Raw genomic sequence first — 15,554 nt, forward strand, 5'->3', positions numbered from 1 at the left:
ATTGATCCAACCTTTTTGCAGTATGATTGGCAACGGGGTTGTCATCACGGTGCTTGCAAAAAGGAAGTGAATCTACGTGGCTTCGCTGGTATCGGCAGACGCGCAGCTATCTGTCAAAAAGAAAATCAGTCTGATCCTGTCATTGGCGATTCCCGCCATGCTTGAGCAGATCTTGCATACATTGGTCGGCTTTGTCGACCTATTTTTTGTTTCCAGTCTAGGTGCGGCAGCGATTGCGGCCGTAGGTGTGGCCAATGCCATGATCCTCGTTTTTATGGCCATTTTCATGGCAGTCGGTATCTCGGCGTCCTCCTACATCACGCAGAGCATCGGCGCAGGAAAGCCTGAGGCAGCGGCTTCCTATGCACGTCAGTCAGTGATGCTGTCAGCCGGACTCGGTATCTTCTTTGGGATCGTCGTGCTCCTGTTTGCCGAGCCGATTCTTCGCGTGATGGGTGCCGAGCCGCAGGTGCTGGGAGAAGCGGTGGTCTATTTTCGCATTGTAGGCGGCGCATCCCTATTCATGGCGCTGATGGTGACGCTGGGGAGCATTTTGCGATCGACAGGCGACACGCGAACGCCTATGAAAGTCAGCTTTTACATCAATCTTGTGCATATCGCTCTGGATTACGTATTCATCTTCGGGGTTGGCCCCTTTGAAGGCTGGGGCGTGGCGGGGGCGGCATGGGCGACGGTATTGGTACGCGTGCTCGGAGCGATCGTTTTGCTCGCAGCCGTGCATCGCTCTTCTCTGGGAATGAGGGATCATTTCTCCTGGCGGGAAACCTTCGGGGGGCCGTCCAAAGAGATTATCCAGCGCTCATTGCCGGTCATCGCAGAGAAAATGATCATGCGTTTCGGAGTCCTGGTATACTACGGGGCCATTATACGTATCGGGACGAATGCCTATGCGGCGCATATGATTGCATCCAATCTGGAATCCTTGATGATCCTGGCGGGAGCGGGCTTTGAGGTAGCGGCTACCGTTCTGGTGGGACAGTATTTGGGAGCCAAGCGTTCCCGTGATGCGTATTCATTCGGAATGCTGTGCATGTGGCTGGGACTTGCGCTCATGTCCATTTTTGGACTGGCTCTGTATCTGTGCGCACCGTTGATTGCGGGCGTCTTTACGCAGGATGCCGACATCATCGGGCTCGTGGTCATTGCGTTGACGTTCATGGCTTTGTACCAGCCTCCGCTTGCCCTGCTGGTCGTGCTGCGGGGGGCATTGCAGGGAGCAGGCGATACCAAAGCACCCATGTACGCTACGGCAGTCGGCATGTGGCTGGTCAGAATGGTCGGGGTGTACTTCTTTGGGTTTCAGCTGGAAATGGGTCTCGCAGGTGTGTGGCTTTCGATCTTTCTCGATGTGCTGATTCGGGGAGTCTTCCTTCTCTATTTATATCGGAATAGATTCCTACACATTTACCGCGCAGAGGGGATGGAAACCATAGAACGAATAGGGTAATATTGGTTATGAATAGCATTTTTGAGAACGGGTATAGGCTATTTCCGCCACAAGGAGTAGCCGTTTTCTTGTCCCAGGAGGGGATTCGATGAAAGACTTGTTGGATAGCGGCATCAGGAGCGGTCTTTTCTATCGCTCCTTCTTTGACCAACTGGGCCAAGCTGCTTTTCTGCTAGATCGCTACGGTACGGTATTTACGGGAAATCGCGCGTGCGAGCAGCTGCTTGGCTTTGCGCCCGAGGACTGGGCAGGAACTCCCTTTTGGCTATTGGCTGTCACGGAAGAGCGTGAAATGGTGAAATTGCAGACGCAGTTCGCCATTGAGGGGAATGCCAAGCCGTTCTGCACCTCTCTCGCGCATAAGGATGACTACTCGGTGCCGGTACATATTGCGTTTGATACCTTTTTCACAGATGGGGCAGCGGTCGGCTATTACGCGATCGTCCAACAGATCGGCACGAATGGAAAGGATAGCAGTGGCAGCGAACCGTGCAAGTCAGCCGACTTGTCTTCAGAGGGAGTCTTTATTTACCGTGCAGGCAAACTGCATTACGCCAATCAGGTCGGGGTCAAGCTCGCAGGGGCCACTCATTTGAACTGGCTGCTGCAGGTTCCTTTTTTGTCGCTGTTTCACCCGCATGACCTGCCAATGATCGAGGACATGCTGCTTCGGGTCGAAAACGGAGAGACAGTCGGCCCACTCGAGGTGGAGCTCATCCGGTTGGACGGGAAACTCTTGGATGCGAAGATAAGCGCCACGAACGCCGTGATTTCCGGAAAGCCTTCTTGCTACGTGCTGATACGTGATATAAGCGAACGAAAAAGGGCGCAGGAATTTTTGCAAAACTCGGAAAAACTGGCGCTGGTCGGTCAGCTGGCCGCCGGTATTGCACATGAAATACGAAATCCTCTGACATCGTTAAAAGGATTCGTCCAGTTAATGCAGAAAGATGGTATGCGTAAGCCTGAGTATTTTTCCATCATGAGCTCTGAGCTGGCCCGCATTGAATTGATTGTGAACGAATTGTTGGTTTTGGCAAAGCCGCATGCCGCAGCTTTTGAGGCGCGCAACTTGTCTACCTTGATCAGCCACGTGGTGACCTTGCTGGAGACGGAAGCGATTTTGCGAAAAGTAATGATTAGGGTCGTCTTTGAAACGGAAATGCCCATGATACGTTGTGACGAAAATCATCTGAAGCAAGCCTTTATCAATTTTCTCAAGAATGGCATTGAAGCCATGCAGGGCAGTGGCGAGATCGTGATTCGGCTGCGCTGTGAAGACAGTCGGGTCATCGTCCGCTTTGAAGATAATGGCATGGGGATCGCTCCTGAGCAATTGACGAGATTGGGAGAAGCTTTTTTTACCACAAAAGAATCTGGGACGGGCCTGGGCCTACTGGTAAGTCGCAGAATCATAGAAAACCACGGGGGGACACTGCGATTGATGAGTGCGCCCGGACAAGGCACGACGGTTGAGGTGTCTTTGCCAGTTCACGGGTAGCCTGTGGTCAAAAGCGCTGGGGGGAAGATCAGGATGGCAGACCATGCTGGCCAAAATACGGTTCTGACGGCGGGCTTCGCGCAAATCCCGAAAGGAACCACACTGTACGAGGTATCCACGATGGTTGGATGTGTGCTGATTATTGACGCGGATCGCGATGTGATATGCGATGCTAGCTTTTCATTCGTCATGGATAAGACGAGCGAATTTCTCGTTAGTCTGCTTCTGGGGAAATCGGTGAAAGACGGTTGTATGCAGGAGATAACGCCAGCCGTGCAAGAGCGTTTTCTGGCTCCAGGTCAGGGTGCCGTACTGCAGGCGATCCGTGCTGCCGTCGAGCGATATCACGAGAAAAAATGGTAAGCTACTTGGGTGGCCGGAGGGGTGTACATGCATGAAGACTTCGCGGTAAGAGAAGCATACGGGCGGCAGCTGTTGGAGCGCTATAGCCAATGGCTGAACCGCATCGAAGAAGTGGATCGCTCTGAAATAGAAGCCGTTGAACGCGAGCTTGCAGGACTTCTGTCAGAAGAGGACAGCTCGCTCCATAGCAGTGTGATGAAGGAGATCGGTGAGCTGCATGAAAAGGTCAACGAAATGCTGTGGATTTCAGAGCATATGAAAATCTTGCATGACCTGAGCCATATTTTCGCCAAGACGTTTGACGAGAGCGAGATTTTGTGGAAGGCGTTTGAGCTCGTTTCCAGAGTCATGCGGGCGGATGCGTTCTTCATCGCCTTTTTCGATGAAGGTGACAGTGAAATACGCGTCCCCATCAGCATCGACAGCGGGATCAATTACGGACCATTGACCGTGCCTTACGGTCAAGGAATTATTTCCCGCGTGTTCGACACGAGACAGACGATACATATCCGCACGATGAAAGATGAACCGAGCGAACCGGAGATGATTCGCTGGGGGAGTCCGGAAATTGATACGAACACCTGTATTTTCGTCCCGCTCATGCTGGGCAACCAGATGAAAGGGGTTATTTCAGCTCAATCCTACAGGGAATTCGCCTACAAAAAGGAGCACGAGGAGCTGCTGAAGATTATCGGCTTCCAAGTAGCCAGTGCGATCGAGACCGCGAGATTATACGAGCGGGTTTATCAGATGTCCTTTAAGGACGAGCTGACAGGCTTGTGCAATTATCGTGCGTTTCACAACGATCTGGAGCAGCTCATGAGCAAGGAAGATCCTTCTGTCGTTCTGATCATGCTGGATTCAGATAATCTGAAAGCGGTGAACGATCACTACGGACATCACTCTGGGGACGAATTGATCAGACGGATTGCGGAAGCGCTCAAGGTGAGTGCGGGTAGCTCCGATACCGTGTATCGCTATGCGGGAGATGAGTTCATGCTGCTTTCGCCTGGGGCCGGGATGGAGGAAGCGGTGGAAAAGGTGAAGGCGATCCGGGAGTTTTTACAGTCTCGACCGTTGGTTCAGGAGGATGGCTCCATTCCGGTTGCAGTCAGTGTGGGAATTGCCCGCTTTCCCGATGACGCCGATACAGCCGATGGCCTGAAGCGGGCAGCAGATGAGGCGCTGTACCGCTCCAAGCGCAGAGGGAAAAATTGCACGACTGTATTTGCCAGCTCTTAAGCCTTTTGGCGTCGCCATGCAAAGAGGAAGGTAAGTGCCGGCGACAGCCACAGATAAGGTACATACGGCAAGTAATCCAGAGTAGGGACATGCAGGGTTGTGGTGAAAAACGCGCCGCTGACGCCCCACGGAATGAGCGGATTGACCAGCGTGCCGCAGTCTTCCAGCGTCCTGGACAGCCTTCTGCCGGCGATCTTGCGGGAGACGAAAGCATCGTGAAACATTTGACCTGGCAGGAGGATGGACAAGTATTGTTCGCCTGTCAGAACATTGACCAGGATGGAAGAAGAGCCTGCGAGCCCAACCATGCCCGCGTCGCGTTTGATGCGCTCAATCAGGCCGGCAAACAGCCCTTGAAAAACGCCGCTGGACTGGAGAAGTCCGCCGAGCGACAGGGCGATGAGAATGAGGGCAAGCGACCAGGTCATCGACAACAATCCACCGCGATTGACAATAGCTTGTACGGCTTCGTTGGGGATATTGCTGACGAAGCCTTTTTGCATGACTTCCATCCATACGACCGGCGAGTGAACCCCTTGCACGAGGGCAGCCACCAGCAGACCGCTGAGGATCCCGAACACTAGCGTGGGCACGATCGGCTTGCGAAGAGCGGAGCAGATCAACACGACCGCGGCGGGGAGCAAGGTCACCGGACCCAGTGTAAAATGCTGCTCGAGCGCCAGGCGGATATCCTGGATGGCGTCCAGATTGACGTGCGCCGTCTTCCCTTGCAGTGCAAAGAAGATCGTTGCAATCGCGAGAGCAGGAATGGCGGTATGGGTCATGTACCGGATGTGTGTCATCAGCGTGACATCCGAGATGGCAGCGGCGAAGTTGGTCGTATCGGACAGAGGAGACATTTTATCGCCAAAGCAGGCGCCGGTAATGATCGCGCCAGACGTCATCAACGGGTCCAGACCCAGTGCCGTCGAGACGCCCATCAGAGCCACCCCCACTGTGCTGATGGTCGTGAAGGAGCTGCCGGTTACGGTAGAGACGATGATGGTCAAGAAAAGCGCACTGATCGTAAAATATTCAGGGCGAATGACCGCAATTCCGTAATCCAGAATGGTCGGGACCGTGCCGCTCATCATCCAGACCCCGATGAGAATCCCGATCAGGCACAGGATGAGAATAGGGGCGATGGCTGATTGAATCCCTTTGATGATGCCTTCCTCCATCTGCTTCCACGGAATGCCGAAGATGCGCAAAAGAATCGCCGCAGCAATGGCAGCCCCGAACAGAGGCATATGGGGTTCGACTTTCCCCCAGAAAAGAGCAGGGAACAGGATGGCGAAAATGGCGAGAAGCACCCAGATGCTTTGAGAAAATGATAAAGGCTTGTTCATGTAGGCAACTCCTTGATGTTGGTGTACCACTCACGAGTCGACCGCATTTTCGTGCTTTTATGCTTTTGTGCGTTCAAGTGAGATAGGGGTACTTTATCTTGATTCATTTGATCCGTCAATGAATTCAGTAGAATTTTGAATCGCAAAATAATGGAGAGTAGTGAGTAAGTTCGCTCAACTTTATCTCACTCGAAAATAATGATTGATTTATCAATGAAAACAAGAGTTATTTAAAATGATTATAAAAAGATATTGACTTTCAACTGATATCTAGTAAAATGAGAAATGTTCCTAGTTGATAATAATTTTAATTTGATAATGAGAGAGAGAGGGGGAGCCTGTTATGTATGATGTGATCATTATCGGCGGAGGTCCCGCAGGCGCGTCCGCTGCCATCTATACAGCCCGTGGAAACTTGAAGACACTGGTAATCGACAAGGCACCAGGTACTGGAGCACTTGCCCTGACCCATAAAATTGCAAACTATCCCGGCGTGGAAGGCGAACTCTCGGGGAAAGAATTACTCGAGAAGATGCGCAGACAAGCGGAGGGCTTTGGTGCCCAGTTCATTCAGACTACCATTTCTGCGGTCGATGTGGAGGATGAGGTAAAAGCCATCTTCACTGCGAACGGTACTTTTGAAGCCAAGACGGTGATCGTCGCTACCGGTTCGAAAGGACGCAACCGCATGCTTCCGGGTGAAGAAGATCTGCTGGGCCGCGGAGTCAGCACATGTGCGACCTGCGACGGCGCTTTTTACGAAGGCAAGCACGTTGCTGTCATCGGCGACACGGAAGAGGCGGTAGAAGAAGCGCACGCTCTGACCAAATTTGCGGATCGAATCACCTTCCTGGTGCCTCGCGCGGATTTGCAAGGGGTAGATGGTGTCCCAGAGCTGCCAAATACGGAGATTTTGTTCCGTGCACGCCCGCTCGAGATCGTCGGAAAGAATTCGGTGGAAGGGCTGCGCATTCGCTCTGCGGAAGGAAATGAAGAAATGCTGAACGTGGATGGCGTCTTTGTATTCCTCTCAGGCAGCAAGCCAGGCACCGATTTCCTGGATGGACAGGTTCCCCTGGATGACGAAGGGTTCATGATTTTGGATGAGTTTATGCAATCTTCCGTTCCCGGCGTATTCGGTGCCGGAGAAGTGCGCAAGACTCCTGTCAAGCAAGCGGTTGTAGCTGCAGCCGACGGAGCTATTGCAGCGATGGCGGTAGACCGATATATTAATAAGCGTTCCAAAATCGTACCTCAATACAAATAATCCCTCTAACAGAAAAAGGAGAGAAACACTCATGGCACAAGCAATCGTATACTCCAGCACAAACTGCGCATTTTGCAAACAGCTGAAAACCTACCTGACTGAACAAAACATCTCTTTCGAAGAGCGCAATATCGATGAAAACGATGCATACGGTGAAGAATTGAGCCGTCTGGGCATTATGTCCGTTCCGCTTACCCTCATTGGGGACAAGCAGATCCTGGGCTTCAATCCAAACCGCATCAAAAAGGCACTCGCTGCTTTGGAAGAATCCGCTCAATAATGATCTGAATCGACACTCCTGAACCGATCAATCAGACACCGAGACCGATTTTTCCATGCTCACCACGAAAAACCTGGAGACGCTGGAAGAGCGCGCCACTCTCGCTGATTACAAAGGAAAATGGCTGATCCTGTTCTTCTGGCCATTTGATTTCACTTATGTATGCCCGACAGAGGTTACGTCCTTCAGCGACCATGCAGAGGAATTCCGCGATCTGGATTGCGAAGTTTTGGGTGTATCTACTGACAGCGTGCATACACACCGCGCATGGATCAATACGCCACGCGACCAAAATGGGATTGGTGCTGTAAACTTCCCGCTGGCGAGTGATTTCAATAAAGAAACGGCTCGTGCCTACGGCGTCCTCGACGAAGAGGCAGGGGCAGCTTACCGGGGCTTGTTCATCATCGATCCAGAAGGAATCCTGCGTTACCAGGTCGTGACCGACATGAACGTAGGACGCAGCGTAGACGAAACCTCACGGGTCCTCCAAGCGCTTCAGGCAGGCGGACTGTGCCCTGCGAACTGGAAGCCAGGGATGAAAACTCTGTAATATAGGCAAGAGGTACAAGTAAATCTCGCATACTAAAAAAATCCGTTGCCCTGGTTGGCAGCGGATTTTTTGTATTGGAATAAAAAAGTTCAAAGACATCGTACATATATGATCATCAATTCTTTACATAGCTTTTTCCAGTTGGTAGCAACCTACCATTTTCGTCTCATGAAAGGAATTAATAGCGACGTGAATATGTACCTACTTACAAACAAGATTGGTTCGGATGGCATGTAAGGTTGCAGGACTTACAGCCAAAAAACGTAGGACAATCCGATTTATTGTGCCGGATTATTACATTTCGGTTACAGCCGTCAAAAAAGCATAATAGTGATTTCAGTCTATGGGAAGGCTTTTGTCCCTATGTTTACAATGACTATGTCGGTAGGCCCGCTGAAATTGTTCAGAAGCTCTAGGCGATATATCGGAGGTTGACGGGAATTGAAACAGAAAAAGAGTCGCGTGAAATGGGTGAGCCTCACATTGCTGATGGTGGCAGGAATCAGCTCTTTCTGGTGGTTTTGGGATAGCAGCCGCGTAGAGAGCATGGAAACCACGAGCGGCTTCCAGATGAAATTCCGCACCGCCGGTGACCACATTGAAGTTTATCAAAATCAAAAATGGCAGCCGTTCTTTGTAAAAGGAGTGAACTTGGGAGCCTCGCTGCCCGGTCATTATCCCGGCGAGCTGCCGATCAAAAAAGAAGATTACCTGCGATGGTTTGCCATGATTGATGAAATGGGTGCAAACGTCATCCGGGTGTATACGATCCATCCCCCGGAATTTTACGAAGCGCTGGTTGCCTACAATCGGCAAAAAGAGGGGGACCCCCTTTATTTGATGCAAGGAATCTGGAGTCCCGAGGAAATGCTGATTGAAAAGAAGGACGCCTACTTGCCACAGATTCGGGAAGAGTTTCGTCATGAGATTCAGGATGCCGTAGGGGCTGTTTACGGGGACATCACCATTCCAGAGAGACAGGGAAAAGCTAGCGGAAAGTACCGGGCCAACGCCGGACCGTATCTGATCGGCTGGCATACGGGGACAGAATGGGACCCCGTGATGGTGCAGAATACCAATAAGCTGCATGCAAAATCCGCTTCCTATCAGGGAGAGCACTTTCAGACGACCGGCAAGTCGACAGCATTTGAAGCGTGGCTGGCCGAGATGGTAGACACCGTCGCGAAAGAGGAAAGCAAGCAGGGGTGGCAGCATCCGATGACGTTCACGAACTGGGTGACGACGGATCCGCTGTCCCATCCGGGTGAACCGATCTATCAGGAGGATTTGGTCAGCGTAGACCCTACCCATATTCAACCCGCTTCGTGGGATGCCGGCTATTTCGCCTCCTATCACGTCTATCCGTACTATCCGGACTTTTTCCGGTACGATCCTGCCCTGCAGCAAGTGAAGAATGGCGAGGGTGAGATCGACACGTACAAAGCGTACCTGCGCCAGCTGAAGGCCTATCATAAAGATTTGCCGATTCTGGTGACGGAATTTGGGGTGCCGGCTTCCTGGGGAACCGCGCATCTGGGCAATCTCGGACGGGACCAAGGCGGACACACGGAAAAAGAGCAAGGAGAAATCAACGCAGAGCTCATGCGCGAGATCGGCGAGGAGGGCTACGCTGGCGGGATTGTATTCGCTTGGCAGGATGAATGGTTCAAGAAGACCTGGAACACCATGCGATTTGAATTGCCGGAAGATCGACGCTCATTTTGGATCAACGTGCTGACGAACGAATCTCTGTTTGGCATCTTGGGAATGTATCCGAACAAAGATGGAGTCCTAAATATGGACGGCGATCGTTCGGACTGGGACAAGATGCAGCCGGAGGAGAAGAAAAAGCTGAATGTGACAGTACCCGGATATGAAGAAATCTGGATGGCGCACGATGAAGGGTATGTCTATCTCATGGCGCAGCTGGAACATTCTTTTGATCCGCAAAAAGAAGTGCTCTATCTCGGCTTCGACACGACGCCGGGAGGAAACCGACACGCGAAGCAGCTGGGCGGCGTCACACTCGATGAGGGACTGGAGACGCTTATTACGCTCGGCAAAGACGAGGAGAGCGACATTCGCATCGCGTCCAACTACGACTTCCATGCGAGACTGTATGGAAAAGCGTACGGGATGATCCCGACCAAAGATCAAGAGTTACGCGATGATTCTGGAGTTTTCAATCCGTGGAAGCTCGCGGTTGGGCTGGAAATGGAGCCTCCGGACAGCAAAAAATACTACCCGATGGAAGAAGTGGAGGTAGGCAAGCTGCTGCGGGGAACTACCAATCCGGCAGATGCGAATTACAACTCACTGGCTGCATGGCAAGTGAAGGACAAGGTTGTGGAGATACGGGTGCCGTGGATGCTGCTCGGCTTTACAGATCCAAGCTCGCTTACCGTCATGAGCTATCAGGGAGAAGGAAAGACGTTTAAAACGGCAACGACAAAAGGGATCCGGGTGCTGCCATGGATCGGGGATCGAGCGAAGCCAGATTCGACGAGTCTATCCAAAACGACTGCGCCCTTCCACGTGACTCAGCTTCCTGCCTATACATGGCCAACGTGGGAGCAGGTGCGCTACCACGAGAGAATGAAACAAAGCTACTCGATCTTGCAAAAGACCTATCGAGAAATCCAGCCGTCCATTTTGCAAAAGTGAAGAGGTAGCATCCAGAGGAGTGTGAGAGAAGTGCAAACACCATTGGCGACGGCATTCCTTTTTCTGTACGTGCTATGCGGTGTGACCATCCTTGGTCTTTTGATCCTGTTCGGATTGAAGCTGCGTAATATCGCGGTAGAAAAACGAACCAAAGACTGCTTGGAAAAATACCAGGATTACTTTGTCTACCTGCAGGCGCATGGGGAAGAGGAAGAACGTTTGAAAGTGCCTTATGGGAACGTCACGATTGGGGAAAAGCAAATCATTCAGAAAAAGCTGTTCGAGCTGATGGAGCGGTTCACAGGCGTGCATCGCCAAAAGCTGGGCTGGCTCTGCGAGGATCTGGGATTGGTAGATCTCGACTTGCAACGGCTGAACAGTGCTTGGAAGTGGACGAGGGTAGATGCGGCCTACAATCTGGGAGTGATGCGCTCCCGGAGGGCGGTACCAGGTTTGCTGCAGCTGCTGGAAAAGCTCGACTACGACCCGAGTCTGTTTATCGTAGCCCGTGCGGTCGCCAAGTGCGCGCGCAACGGAAACGATCTCGGTGAGATGGTGCGGCAGCTCGTCCGGCATCGCAAAAACTGCCATCCCTTGATCGTGGACATCATCAGTGAGACAGAGGTGGAAACGGAGCCGCTGTACGTCGCACTCTTGCAGGAAGCCGACCGGGATCTGGTCGAGATCGGATTGATCGGACTTTCCGTCCATCATCAATCCAATCTGGAGCCGTATCTGCACAAGCTGGTCAACGCAAAGGAAAAAGAGGTGCGAATCAAGGCTGTCAAGCTGCTGTGCAAGGATTCCCGTCTGCTCACGGACAAGCGCGTGCGAGAGTTTATTATCCATAACGATTGGGAGATTCGAGCAGCGGTAGCCAAAGCGATCGGTTCACTTGGTCTTGCGGTGTACATCCCGATTTTGAAAAAAGCGGTCAGCGATCCGAACTGGTGGGTCTGCCACCACAGCGCCCGCAGTTTGGCACAGCTGGGTATCGAGGGCTTCCAGGCACTCTGCGAAATTTTGCAGGAAAATCGATACGGAAGCAATGTGCAGCTGGCCCATCAAGTGGTGCAAGAGGAGCTTGAGAAAGGGAAAAAGCAGCAGGACGACCAGGAAATGCAGCTTCACTACAATCAAAAGCTGTATCTCTATCAAAGCTCGCGAAGAAAAGCGATCTCAACTGTGCAAGCTTAAAAATAACAAGCAGGAGGGGAGGAAGCTATGCGTGATTTTTTGCTCTACTACGGAATGTTCGCCGTCTACTATGTGATTGCGATTAATTCGTTGTATTTCGTCATCATGATGTTCTCCTTCAAGAACATCATCGGGATCTTGAAAAGCTCCATCTACTCCAGATTTCAGGCGTTGTCCGGATCGGAGCAGGTCCCACCGATTTCGATTCTGGTTCCTGCCTACAATGAGGAGCTGACGATTATCGAGAATGTGCGGTCACTCCTTTCGCTCAACTATCCGCGCTATGAGGTGATCGTGGTCAATGACGGCTCCAAGGACGATACCCTGCAGGTCCTCACTCGCGAGTTCAAGCTGGAGGAATCGGGGCACATGCCTATTCAGCCGCTCTTGCAGACGTCGGATATCCGCGGAATCTACCATAACCCGGCTTACCCGAATCTGTATTTGATCGATAAAGAGAATGGCGGAAAGGCCGACTCGCTGAACGCGGGGATCAACCTCGCGCACTACCCGCTGATCGCTTCGATCGACGCCGACTCGCTGTTGGAAAAAGATGCGTTGATCCGGATCGCAAAAGTCTACATGGAAAATCCGGAAGAGACAGTCGCAATCGGCGGGGATATTCGCATCGCAAACGGCTGCAAGATCGAGGATGGCGTCGTCAGTGACATCCGCCTGCCAGACAAGTTCTTGCCGATGATGCAGTCAGTGGAATACCTGAAGGCATTTCTCGGAGGGCGGATCGGTTGGAGCGCGATCAACGGTTTGATTATCGTGTCAGGCGCGTTCGGTGTCTTCCGCAAAGATTATGTGATCAAAGTCGGCGGCTATCGCGAAGGCTATCCAGGCGAAGATATGAACATCATCATCAAGCTGCACAAGTACATGCTGGAAAACAAACTTCCTTATCGTGTCGCTTTCTGCCCGGATGCGGTCTGCTGGACACAAGCCCCGGACTCCTTCCGAATCCTGGGCAGCCAACGTCGCAGATGGGGGCGCGGCAATCTGAAAAACATGATCGAGTACGGACAGCATATGGTCCTTCGCCCGAAATACAAAATATTCGGGATGCTTACTCTGCCTTTCAACATCCTGTTCGAGACGCTCAATCCGTACTTCCGTATCACTGGGCTGCTGGCTCTGATTGGCTACACGCTCATGAACATGACGAATGCGAACGTTCTGCTCTTGTATGGACTGCTCAACATCATTTACGGCGTACTGCTGGGAGTCGGTGCGCTGCTGCTGGAGGAAATCGCGTTTCGCCGTTATCCTCGTATCCGGGATATCGTCAAAATGCTTTTCTATACAATCTTGATGTTCTTTGGCTATCGCCAAATCGGTGTCATCTGGAGATTCCTCGGACACATCGAATACCTGCGCAACAACAACTCGTGGGGAACCATGACACGCAAGAGCTGGCAAGCTGACGGCAACAAAAACATTTCGAGTTTGGAGGCAAGAGGATGAGTAATCTCGTACCGGCATTTCAGCAGCTACTCGGTGAAATGGAAGCGAGCCAAACTTCGTGTGGGGTTATTTTGGTGGCTTGCAAAGATCTCGCGAATGATGGAGTGGAAGCGATCAGAAATGCATTTGAAAAGGATACGCCTGACGTGACCGCCCACTATGCGTACGACAAGACCAAACGTGTGCTGGGTGTGCTCGTGGTAGGGCAAAAGCTGGGCGAAACTCACTTTCACGCCCTGCGAGTGAAGGAATATTTATTGGAGAGACAACTTTTGTCAGGCAGCATGCTCATCACCAGCCTTTCCGGAGGCCCTCGCTCATCTGGACAGATGCAAATGTCTCGCCAGACGCTCATGAAAATGATGCAGGATATCAGAGGAATGGAAGGATTGGGAGAGATTCACATCTACGATCCTGTGGCGGAAGACAGCGTTGAGGACCAGGCGAGCATCCTGCTCATCAATTCAGACCAGACAGTGAATGAATTTTTGACCATCTATCTGCAGCGGAAAGGCTACCAGGTCAACGTAGCGAGCGATGGTGTGGAGGGAATGCAGAAATTCCAGGAAGTGCTGCCTGATCTGGTCATCACCGATCTGAATCTGCCGGTGATTAACGGCTATCAATTGATAGAGCGCATCAAGCGGGCAGAGGTGGATTGCACAAGCAAAATTGTCATCCTGACAGACAAGAGGCTCGAGGAGGATGTCCAAAAATCGTTTGCCCTCGGCGCCTCTGACTATATCACCAAGCCATTCTCCCCTGTGGAGCTGGAAGCAAGAGTAAAACGGCTGATTTCATAAAGAGAGAAGGAGTGGAACAAAAATGGGAAGATACGAGGAACTGAAACAAAAGCTTCAAATGAAAACAGCACATGTAGGGATCATCGGGCTGGGCTATGTAGGATTGCCTCTCGCGATTGAGACGCTCAAAAGCGGCTACACCGTGACAGGGATCGATTTGCATGCAGGCAAGGTGGAGAATCTTAAGGCTGGTATTTCGCACGTGCAGGATATTTCCAATGAAACCCTGCAGGAATGCATGGCACAGGGACGATTCTTCCCAACCACTGACTACAGCGTACTGTCTGAGCTGGACGCCGTCAGCATATGTGTACCCACTCCGCTCAGCCCAAATCAGGACCCGGACACTTCTTACATCATCCATGTAGTGGATCAGATCAAGACGTACATGAGAAAGGGCATGCTGATTACGCTGGAGAGCACGACCTATCCAGGAACGACGGAAGAGCTGATCCAGCAAGAATTTGAAAAGCTTGGTTACGAGGCAGGCGTAGACTTTTTCCTCTGCTACTCGCCTGAGCGTGTCGATCCAGGGAATCGCTTGTTTACCACCCACAATACGCCCAAAATCATCGGCGGAACGACAGAGAGATGCATCGAGCTGGGGACCTTGCTGTACGGCAATCTCGTAAAAACCGTCGTACCAGTCTCTTCCCCGAAGGTGGCGGAGATGTCCAAGCTGCTGGAGAACACGTTCCGCAGCGTCAACATCGCTTTTATGAACGAAATGGCGATGATGTGCGACAAGATGGGGATTAACGTGTGGGAGGTAATCAAAGCGGCATCGACCAAGCCTTTTGGATTCATGCCGTTCTATCCGGGACCAGGGATTGGCGGACACTGCATTCCGCTCGATCCGATGTACCTGTCCTGGAAGGCCAAGGGCTTCCGCTTCCACAGCCAATTTATCGAAATTGCGCAGTCGATCAACGACAATATGCCTGACTACGTGCTGAACAAGACCAGCCAGGTTCTCAATCTGTATGCCAAGGCAATCAAGAACTCCAAAATTTTGATCCTCGGCATGGCGTACAAACCGGATGTCGACGATCTGCGTGAATCACCAGGACTGGAAATCTACGAACTGTTCGCCAAAAACGGGGCCAAGATAGACTATTTCGATCCGTACGCGCAAAGCTTTGTCAATAAGGAAGGGCAAGTCGTACGTTCGATCGACAACGATCCGGAGCTCTTCCAATCGTATGATTGCATGGTCTTGATCACCAATCATCGCTGCTTTGATTATCAGGCACTGGCAGACCTGGGTGTCGCCATCATCGATACGAGAAACGCCTTTGACGGCATTGCCAATGCGAATATTTACAAGCTGGGGAACTCCGTTGCGATTCGTCAGGAAAAAGAAATGATCAGCATGCTTGCCTAAGGTGAGAACGATC

At 51.7% G+C, this 15,554-nt stretch carries 13 protein-coding genes; 12 read left to right on the plus strand and 1 reads right to left on the minus strand.

What is annotated here, in order from left to right; genetic code table 11:
* The first annotated feature begins 76 nt into the window (after positions 1–76).
* From JNE38_RS07180 to JNE38_RS07195, 4 genes are all read left to right on the plus strand, one after another.
* Positions 77–1,468: an MATE family efflux transporter gene (locus tag JNE38_RS07180; RefSeq protein ID WP_238933583.1), complete on the plus strand. Its 1,392-nt coding sequence runs from the start codon at positions 77–79 to the stop codon at positions 1,466–1,468.
* A gap of 88 nt (positions 1,469–1,556) precedes the next feature.
* Positions 1,557–2,969 (plus strand): PAS domain-containing sensor histidine kinase, encoded by a 1,413-nt coding sequence (locus tag JNE38_RS07185; RefSeq protein WP_203355915.1) that lies wholly within the window; start codon positions 1,557–1,559, stop codon positions 2,967–2,969.
* A gap of 33 nt (positions 2,970–3,002) precedes the next feature.
* Positions 3,003–3,332: a DUF3870 domain-containing protein gene (locus tag JNE38_RS07190; RefSeq protein ID WP_203355916.1), complete on the plus strand. Its 330-nt coding sequence runs from the start codon at positions 3,003–3,005 to the stop codon at positions 3,330–3,332.
* Positions 3,333–3,359: 27 nt separating this feature from the next.
* Positions 3,360–4,574 (plus strand): sensor domain-containing diguanylate cyclase, encoded by a 1,215-nt coding sequence (locus JNE38_RS07195; RefSeq protein ID WP_203355917.1) that lies wholly within the window; start codon positions 3,360–3,362, stop codon positions 4,572–4,574.
* Here JNE38_RS07195 and nhaC read toward each other — a convergent pair.
* Complete coding sequence (nhaC, locus tag JNE38_RS07200) at positions 4,571–5,923, minus strand: Na+/H+ antiporter NhaC (protein ID WP_203355918.1); 1,353 nt, start codon at positions 5,921–5,923, stop codon at positions 4,571–4,573. The genes JNE38_RS07195 and nhaC overlap by 4 nt on opposite strands.
* Before the next feature lie 343 nt (positions 5,924–6,266).
* Between nhaC and JNE38_RS07205 the strand changes: the two genes are divergently transcribed.
* From JNE38_RS07205 to JNE38_RS07240, 8 genes are all read left to right on the plus strand, one after another.
* On the plus strand, positions 6,267–7,190 hold the full coding sequence (locus tag JNE38_RS07205) for an NAD(P)/FAD-dependent oxidoreductase (RefSeq protein ID WP_203355919.1): 924 nt from the start codon (positions 6,267–6,269) through the stop codon (positions 7,188–7,190).
* Positions 7,191–7,221: 31 nt separating this feature from the next.
* Positions 7,222–7,470: a glutaredoxin family protein gene (locus JNE38_RS07210; RefSeq protein WP_203355920.1), complete on the plus strand. Its 249-nt coding sequence runs from the start codon at positions 7,222–7,224 to the stop codon at positions 7,468–7,470.
* 55 nt (positions 7,471–7,525) lie between these two features.
* On the plus strand, positions 7,526–8,023 hold the full coding sequence (locus tag JNE38_RS07215; protein WP_203355921.1) for a peroxiredoxin: 498 nt from the start codon (positions 7,526–7,528) through the stop codon (positions 8,021–8,023).
* 489 nt (positions 8,024–8,512) lie between these two features.
* Complete coding sequence (locus JNE38_RS07220; protein WP_203357447.1) at positions 8,513–10,687, plus strand: hypothetical protein; 2,175 nt, start codon at positions 8,513–8,515, stop codon at positions 10,685–10,687.
* A gap of 30 nt (positions 10,688–10,717) precedes the next feature.
* Positions 10,718–11,884: a HEAT repeat domain-containing protein gene (locus tag JNE38_RS07225; RefSeq protein WP_203355922.1), complete on the plus strand. Its 1,167-nt coding sequence runs from the start codon at positions 10,718–10,720 to the stop codon at positions 11,882–11,884.
* A 27-nt stretch (positions 11,885–11,911) separates the two neighbouring features.
* Positions 11,912–13,354: a glycosyltransferase family 2 protein gene (locus JNE38_RS07230; RefSeq protein ID WP_203355923.1), complete on the plus strand. Its 1,443-nt coding sequence runs from the start codon at positions 11,912–11,914 to the stop codon at positions 13,352–13,354.
* Positions 13,351–14,157, plus strand: coding sequence for a response regulator transcription factor (locus tag JNE38_RS07235; protein ID WP_203355924.1), 807 nt, complete (start codon positions 13,351–13,353; stop codon positions 14,155–14,157). Before JNE38_RS07230 ends, JNE38_RS07235 begins: the two co-directional genes overlap by 4 nt.
* A gap of 22 nt (positions 14,158–14,179) precedes the next feature.
* Positions 14,180–15,541, plus strand: coding sequence for a nucleotide sugar dehydrogenase (locus JNE38_RS07240; RefSeq protein WP_203355925.1), 1,362 nt, complete (start codon positions 14,180–14,182; stop codon positions 15,539–15,541).
* The last annotated feature ends 13 nt before the right edge of the window (positions 15,542–15,554 follow it).

The organism is Brevibacillus choshinensis (assembly GCF_016811915.1).
Taxonomy (GTDB): domain Bacteria; phylum Bacillota; class Bacilli; order Brevibacillales; family Brevibacillaceae; genus Brevibacillus; species Brevibacillus choshinensis_A.